Raw genomic sequence first — 7,325 nt, 5'->3', positions numbered from 1 at the left:
GGGAGTTGACCGCGGTGCGGGCGATCGCCGGGAGGATGAGCGAGTACTCGCGGGCCCGCGCCCGCATCTGCGCGAGGCGCGCCTCGAGGCAGGCGTCCGTCTGCTCGAGCGCCGCCAGCGCCTCGTAGCCGCGCAGCGCGGTGTCCGCGACGCGCAGCATCGAGCTGGAGTTCTCCTCGTACTCCTGCCGGAAGGCGCGCCGCAGCCAGCGCTCGGCCTCGTCCGCGGGGAAGTGCGGATGGCGCCAGTTGAGCATCTTCTGGCCGTGCCACTCCTCGTAGGGCAGCTCCTCGCGCAGCAGGCCCGCCGCCTGCTTCTCGCGGTAGAGCTCCGTCACCGGCAGCGGCGTCAGCAGCATGAACTGCACGAAGTCCGCCTCGAGGTCCGTGAGGTGGTCGATGTCCTCCTGGATGTTGTCCGGCGTGTGGTGCTCCATGCAGAGGATGCCGGAGGCCAGCACGTTGATCCCGCGGTCGCGCAGCGCGCGCACCAGGGCCCGCGGGTCGACGCCGCTGTTCTTCGCGAAGTTCGCCTGGCGGCTCTTGCACTCGACGCCCATCCAGACGAAGGTCACGCCGAGGCGCACCAGCTCGTCGAGCCCGAAGGCCGTGATCGCCTCGGCGGAGGAGAAGACCTGGAAACGGAAGAAGCGACGGTGCCGCTCCATCTCCGCGAGCAGCTCGCGCGCCCGCGCCGTGTCCTTGAGGAAGTTCTCGTCCATGACGAAGAAGTCGTCCGTGCCGCGCAGATCCGCGATGCGGCAGCAGGCCGCGAAGAGGTCGCGGCCGGTCCGCAGGTACGGCGTGTACGTCTTCCCGAAGAAGTGCGTCGTCGAGCAGAAGCGGCAGCCGTTGACGCACCCGAGCCCCGGGACGAGCAGGCTCGCGGTGCGGCCGAGCAGGGGGACGCCGAGGATGCTCTGGCGCTCGGTGCTCGGCAGGGCCGGGTGCACGATCGGCGCATCAGGGTCCTGGCCCAGCAGGCGGCGCAGCGGGCCGATCCCCTCGCCGCGCACGACGTGGTCGCAGACGATCGACTCCTCGATGCCCTCGATCGCCGCGCCGTGACCGCCGAGGACGATCGTTGCCCCGGGCGCGTGCAGGCGCGCCAGGCGCGCCATCTCGCGCGCCTTGACGAAGTTCGGGGCGATGAACGAGATGCCGACGACGTCCCAGCCGCGGCGCAGCTCGCGGACGAAGCGCCGGCGCGAGGGGAAGTCCAGCACCGTGACGTCCGCGTCGACGTTCGCGGCGAGGAAGTAGAGCCCGAACGAGCGGTGGTGGAAGCGGAACGAAGCCACCCCCTGTCCGCGCGTGACCTGGTTGTGGAACAGCTCCATGATGTTCTCGCGCCGCCCGAAGGCGTCGTCGACGCCGAAGGGGCCGAAGACCCCGCTCAGGAGGACCCGCTGCCGTCTGCCAACTGCCGTCCGCTCTTGCATCATCCGTCTCGCTCCTCCGACTGGCGCCGTCATGGCGCCGCGCACAGGCGGGACGATAGGCGGCCGATGTCATGCTTCTGTCATGCGCCCGCGGGGCGTCCCCGCGGGATGCCGCCGGCCTTGACTTGCGCCCGGGCGCGGCGGAGACTCGGGGAAAAAGCGGAGGTCAGCGCCGTTGGCTGCGAGCGCCGCCTACACCGAGGAGATGGTCCGCGGGCTCCTGGCCCGCAGCGGCGCGTCCCAGCGCCCGCCCGAGCGGATCCGCCTCATCGCCGACACCACCGATTTCTTCGGCGTCGAGAGCGACGACGTCCTCGTCCTCGACGGCACGCCGTACCTGATCAGGAACTACGAGCGGGAGGGACGTTTCGGCCTCGACGACGAGCCGAAGTACTGGGTGCGCCGGGCGATCGACCTGCTCGACGGCTCGACCCGGGTCCTGAAGTTCGAGTTCCACGAGGAGTTCGAGACGCGGATCGGCGGGGTGTCGATCCGGCGCTTCCGCAGCCCGCGCAAGGAGGCGCGGATCCTCGATCTCGTCCGCGGCCAGCGGCACTTCATGCAGGGGCGCTGGGCGCTCGACGGCGCCGGCAACAACGTGCGCATCCTGGAGTTCATACGGGGACGGCGCTACGACCAGGTGGCGGTCGCCGCGGGCGACGACCACGAGGACTTCTTTCACCGGCACTTCCCCGCGGTGCTCGAGGACTTCGTCGGACTGGTGCGGGCGATCAAGTTCCTCCACGACCGCGGGGAGAAGCACGGGGACATCCGCCGCGACCACATCATCTGCGACCGGGACAGCGGCGTGAACCGCTGGATCGACTTCGACTACGACTACGTGCACGGCGAGTCGCTCTTCAGCTTCGACCTCCAGGGGCTCGGCAACATCCTCATCTTCCTCGCCGGCCGCGGCGACGTGTTGCTGCCGGAACTGCGCCGCGAGCAGCCGGCGGTCCACGCCCGGCTCACCCGCGACGACCTGAGCATCGCCTTCAACCACCGGGTGGCGAACCTGCAGAAGGTCTTCCCGTACGTCCCCGACTCGCTCAACCGGGTGCTGCTGCACTTCTCCGAGGGGGCGGGGCTCTTCTACGATGCCGCGGACCAGCTCCTCGAGGACCTGGCGGCGGCGCAGGCCGACGTGACGGCCGCGACAGGGAGGCGGACATGAGCGACAGCGAAGGTGCGGCGCGCGCGCCCGACGACATCCGGCGGCACCTGCTCCTGGCGGTGGACGAGACCGAGGGGTCGCGGCGGGCGGTGATGTTCGTCGCGGACTTCTTCGGCGCGTACCAGGACCTGGCGGTCACCGTGCTCTCGATCGTCGCGGAACCGCCGGAGGATCTCTTCCGCACGGCGCAGGCGCGGCAGGAGTGGCTGGAGACGCAGCGGCGCTCGCGCGACGCGCTGTGCGCGGGCTACCGCGCCATCCTCGCCGACGGCGGGCTTGGCGACGAGCGCGTCAGGACGAGGGTGGTGGTCCGGCGCGTCGTGTCGCTCGGCGACGCGATCCTCGAGGAGCAGGAGCAGCTGCGCTGCTGCATCGTCGTGGTCGGCCGCCGCAAGATCACGCACCACGAGGAGTTCCTGCTCGGCTCGACCTCGAACCGGATCCTGCATCGCGCGAGCGCCTGTGCGGTGCTCGTCGTCGAGTAGCCGCCGTATTGACAGGGTCGCGATCGGGCCACATCTTGTAGCAGGCATCAACGTCTGATCCCGGTGGCGGCGCTCCCCATTTCGGGGCGCGGGCGCTCTGCGGGTCATTGAACTGCGAGGTCTGCCATGTCTGGAACCGATGTGTCCGTGTCCCATTCGACAGGCTGGGCGGGGCCGTCCCACGTCCCGTCAACGGACGGCGCCGCACGCGCCGCGCGCGTCCCGGCCGCGGAGCGCACCGTGCGCGGGCTGCTCGAGAGCGTGGACGTCGGCGTCGACGGCGGGCGTCCCTGGGACCTGCGCGTGCACGATCCGCGACTCTTCGAGCGCCTGCTCGCCGGCGGCTCGCTCGCCCTCGGCGAGTCCTACATGGATGGCTGGTGGGACTGCGAGCGCCTCGACGAGCTGATCGAGCGGCTCCTCGGCGGCGGCATCGAGGAGCGCGTTCGCGCCTCGGCGCGCGCGCTGTGGGTGGCGCTCAGGAGCAGGCTGGTCAACGTCCAGCGCGGGCAGCGGGCGTTCACCGTTGCCCGCCGGCACTACGACCTCGGCAACGACTTCTTCCGCCGGATGCTCGACCGGCGGCTCACCTACAGTTGCGGCTACTGGCGCCAGGCGGGGGACCTCGACGCGGCGCAGGAGGCCAAGCTCGACCTGATCTGCCGCAAGATCGGCCTGGAGCCGGGGCAGACGGTCCTCGACATCGGGTGCGGCTGGGGGAGCTTCGCGGGGTTCGCCGCCGAGCGCTACGGCGCCTGCGTCGTGGGCGTCACGGTCTCGCGCGAGCAGGCGCGGTACGCCCAGGCGCGCTACGGCGGGCTGCCGGTGGAGGTGCGCGTCCAGGACTACCGCGACGTGGAGGGGACGTTCGACCACATCGTCTCCGTCGGCATGTTCGAGCACGTCGGCCACAGGAACTACCGGACGTACATGGAGACTGCGGAGCGCTGCCTGCGGCCGGACGGGCGCTTCCTGCTCCACACCATCGGCCGGAACCGCACCGGCGCGGACATCGACACCTGGATCGAGAAGTACATCTTCCCCAACTCGATGCTGCCGTCGGCGCGCCAGATCACGGACGCGGCCGAGGGGCTCTTCGTCCTGCGCGACTGGCACACCTTCGGGGCGGACTACGTGCCGACGCTCATGGCCTGGCTCGGCAACTGCGAGCGGCTCTGGGACGCGGGGGGCGGCCCGCGCGAGGAGCGCTTCCGCCGGATGTGGCGCTACTACCTGCTCGCCAGCGCCGGGGGCTTCCGGGCGGACCACTGCCAGCTCTGGCAGGTCCTGTTCTCGAAGCGCGGCTGTCCGGGGATGCCGGCCGCGGTGCGTTGACCCTCGGCCGCGGCGACTGGATCCGGGGCCGGAACGGGAACGACAGGAGAATCGGCCGGCGCCGGGAAGCGGGCCCACCCCCCGGCGCCGTCCGAGCCTAGCAGCAGCCGCAGAACCCGCGGACCGCCTTGACGAGGGCCTTCAGCGAATCCGTCTTCGCCGGGTCCTTCGCGGTGATCTCGACCTGGATGCCGTTCGGCGTCTCCTTCGCCTGGCACTCAAGCTGCTCGCAGAGGCCCTTCATGTCCTTTCCGCAACAGGTGAACATTGTCCATCACCTCCTTTCGTTTTATGATTCGAGCACAATCGAACAGTGCCCGCAAAAAAAGGGGTTCATCTCAGGAAGTCCCGCAGCTTGCCGAGCGTCGTCTCGTTCACGCGGCAGCGGTACATCTGGCCGTCGCGCTCGCAGGTGATGAGGCCGGCGCCCTGCAGTTCCTTGAAGTGATGCGAGATCGTCGACCGCGAGAGGTCCATGCAGTCGCAGACCTTGGTGAAGGCCTTCTCGATCGGGCAGCAGGCCGCCTTTTCGGCCGGAAACGTCGCGGCCTTCGCCCCCCTGGCCGACTCCTCGTAGATCAGCGTGAAGATCCGCAGCCGCTGCTCGTTGGACAGCGCCTTGAAGATCCGCGCGTAGTTCGATAGTTTCATGACCGTAGAATAATCGTGACGGCGAACCTTGTCAAGCGGTTTCACCTCGGACCGTCGGTCTAGGAATCGGGCGAGGTCGGCGCCGTGCCCGCCGCCGGCGCCTCGGCGGCGCGCTCGACCACGAACAGCAGCTGGCCCTCGCGCACCGGCTCGTTGAGCCGCACGCAGACCTCGGCGATCTGGCCGTCGAAGGGCGCGAGGATCGCGTTCTCCATCTTCATCGCCTCGAGGTTCGCGATCTCCTCGCCCCGGTGCACGATGTCGCCGGCGCGCACGACGCCGCGGTCCGGGTTGCCGAGGCGCCAGATGTTGCCGTTGGCCGGCGCGCCGACCTGCCCCGGGCGCGTCGCCATCCGGACCTCGACCTTCTTCGCGCGGGGCGTCTCGACGTTGTAGACCTGCGTGCGGTTGTTGACGCGCACGACGACGTGGATGCGCCCCTCGTGCTCGGCGCCGACGGACACCAGTTCGATCGAGTAGGGCTTGCCCCAGAGCTCGAACTCCACGCGGTCGCCCGGCCGGCGCAGTCCCGAGCGCCAGACGGCCGTGGGCAGCACGAGCGGCGCCTCGCCGAAGCGCTCGCGGAAGGCGATGTACTCCAGCGCGTCCTTGGGGTGCATCAGCCAGAGGATGAACTCCTCCTCGGCCGGCGTCCGCCCGAGCTGCTCGGCGCAGGCCTGGCGCTGCACGGCGAGGTCCTCGTCCGGCACGGACTCCAGCGGCGAGTCCTCGCGGCGCGCGGCGAGCCGGCGCTCGGCCTCGTCGCCGAAGGCGCTCCGGTAGACCCAGTCGGCCGGCCACCCCGCCGGCAGCCGCCCGTAGGCGCCGAGCAGCAGGTTCTTGAAGTCGCCGGGCGCCCCGCGGAAGAGCGAGACCAGCTCGACCTGCTCCTCGGCGTCCATGGCCTCGAAGTCCTGGCCCCTCTCCTCGACGAAGGTCGTCAGCAGCCGGATCAGGTGCGCGACGCCGGCGTCCCCGCGCTCCTTGGCGTAGCGGTTCACCAGCCCGCTGCAGGTGACCCACGTGATCTGCGAGCCGGGCGTGACGTCGAAGTAGCGTACGATCCGGTTGTAGAGCGCCATGACCTCGAGCACCGCGGGCATCAGGTGCAGGAAGTCCCCCTTCTGCGCCTGCTCGAACGAGCTGGGGAAGGCGCCGCCGGGCATGCGGTGGCGGGTCACCGTGTGGTCGAGGCCCTTGAACGGCGACTCCGCCCAGTCGTAGGCGCCGGCCCACTCGCGCGCCCGGCTCACCGCCGCCTCGGCCTCGGCGCGCACCAGGTGCACCGGGATCCCCGACTCCTCGAGGAAGGCCTGCACCGCGAGGATCGGCGAGTGCCCGTAGAAGCGCACCAGCGAGTCCTCCTGCGCGTCCACGATCTTCGCGCCGGCCCTCGCCGCGGCCAGCAGCGCCGGCATCGCCAGGCCGTCGGTGATGTGGCGGTGGTAGCCGATCACCAGCTCCGGCCACTCCTGGCGGATCGCGTCGATCAGCCGGCCGATGCGGGTGATGCTGCCGACCCCGGCCATGTCCTTGAGGCAGAGGACGATCTCGTCCGTGCCCCCGCACAGGCTCACGATGTCGCGCACGACCCCGAGGTAGTACGCATCGGTCGCCCAGTCCGCGGCGGTGAACGAGATCGTCGGCTGGAAGAGCCGGCCGCGCGCGAGCACCGTCTCGGCCACGGCGCGCATGTTGCGCACGTCGTTGAGGAACGAGAAGCAGCGCCAGACGTCGATGTCGACCTGCGCGACGACGTGCTCGATCACCCGCTTCGGGTAGGGCCGGTAGCCGAAGAGGTTTGTCTCGCGGATGAGCGTCTGCAGCAGCACGTTCGGCATCAGCTCGCGGAAGCGCGCGATCTCCTCGAAGGGGCTCTCGCGGCGGTTCATGATGCCGACGTGCCAGCGCGCGCCGCCGTGGCACTCGGCCGAGAACAGCCCCATGCGCTCGTAGTGCGGCGCCAGCGTCAGCAGGTCCTTCAGGCGCAACCGGTTCTTGAAGTCCGACTGGCCGGCGTCGCGCATCCCGACCGAGGTGATCGCCACGCCGGGCAGCGCGCGCACCGCCGCGACGATCTCGCGCGGCGACATCCCTCCCGCGGCGGGCGGCATGGAACAGGAAGAGGAAGTTCTATCCATGCGCAAAAATTACGAACAAATTTTGCGCGAGGCTTTCCAGGCTGCCAATCTCCTGCCCTATAACTTTGTCTTGCTCGATTGCCCACCTTCACTGGGGG

The 7,325-nt window shown here is 70.0% G+C and carries 7 protein-coding genes; 3 read left to right on the top strand and 4 right to left on the bottom strand.

The features are described from left to right. A partial coding sequence (locus VI078_04770) for a cobalamin-dependent protein (protein HEY5998600.1) occupies positions 1-1,444 on the bottom strand: 1,444 nt, incomplete at its 3' end. Positions 1,445-1,616: 172 nt separating this feature from the next. Between VI078_04770 and VI078_04765 the strand changes: the two genes are divergently transcribed. From VI078_04765 to cfa, 3 genes are all read left to right on the top strand, one after another. Continuing rightward, on the top strand, positions 1,617-2,615 hold the full coding sequence (locus tag VI078_04765; GenBank protein HEY5998599.1) for a hypothetical protein: 999 nt from the start codon (positions 1,617-1,619) through the stop codon (positions 2,613-2,615). After that, on the top strand, positions 2,612-3,100 hold the full coding sequence (locus VI078_04760; GenBank protein ID HEY5998598.1) for a universal stress protein: 489 nt from the start codon (positions 2,612-2,614) through the stop codon (positions 3,098-3,100). Before VI078_04765 ends, VI078_04760 begins: the two co-directional genes overlap by 4 nt. Positions 3,101-3,247: 147 nt before the next feature. Continuing rightward, complete coding sequence (gene cfa, locus VI078_04755; GenBank protein HEY5998597.1) at positions 3,248-4,435, top strand: cyclopropane fatty acyl phospholipid synthase; 1,188 nt, start codon at positions 3,248-3,250, stop codon at positions 4,433-4,435. A gap of 97 nt (positions 4,436-4,532) precedes the next feature. On the opposite strand, the gene VI078_04750 is transcribed toward cfa, so the two are convergent. From VI078_04750 to VI078_04740, 3 genes are all read right to left on the bottom strand, one after another. Further along, on the bottom strand, positions 4,533-4,703 hold the full coding sequence (locus VI078_04750) for a hypothetical protein (protein ID HEY5998596.1): 171 nt from the start codon (positions 4,701-4,703) through the stop codon (positions 4,533-4,535). Positions 4,704-4,768: 65 nt separating this feature from the next. Continuing rightward, complete coding sequence (locus VI078_04745; GenBank protein HEY5998595.1) at positions 4,769-5,086, bottom strand: metalloregulator ArsR/SmtB family transcription factor; 318 nt, start codon at positions 5,084-5,086, stop codon at positions 4,769-4,771. Between the two features lie 59 nt (positions 5,087-5,145). Continuing rightward, a complete protein-coding gene (locus tag VI078_04740) occupies positions 5,146-7,179 on the bottom strand; it encodes a biotin/lipoyl-containing protein (GenBank protein HEY5998594.1) in 2,034 nt (677 codons plus the stop codon). Positions 7,180-7,325 lie beyond the last annotated feature (146 nt).

The sequence above is a fragment of the bacterium genome (assembly GCA_036524115.1).
Lineage (GTDB): Bacteria > JAUVQV01 > JAUVQV01 > JAUVQV01 > DATDCY01 > DATDCY01.
This window is presented reverse-complemented; position numbering and strand designations above follow the sequence as displayed.

Coding starts and splice junctions, on each gene's coding strand:
- VI078_04745 (HEY5998595.1), bottom strand. CDS start 5,086: ATGAAACTATCGAACTACGCGCGGATCTTCAAGGCGCTGTCCAACGAG.
- VI078_04760 (HEY5998598.1), top strand. CDS start 2,612: ATGAGCGACAGCGAAGGTGCGGCGCGCGCGCCCGACGACATCCGGCGG.
- VI078_04750 (HEY5998596.1), bottom strand. CDS start 4,703: ATGTTCACCTGTTGCGGAAAGGACATGAAGGGCCTCTGCGAGCAGCTT.
- VI078_04740 (HEY5998594.1), bottom strand. CDS start 7,179: ATGTCGCCGCGCGAGATCGTCGCGGCGGTGCGCGCGCTGCCCGGCGTG.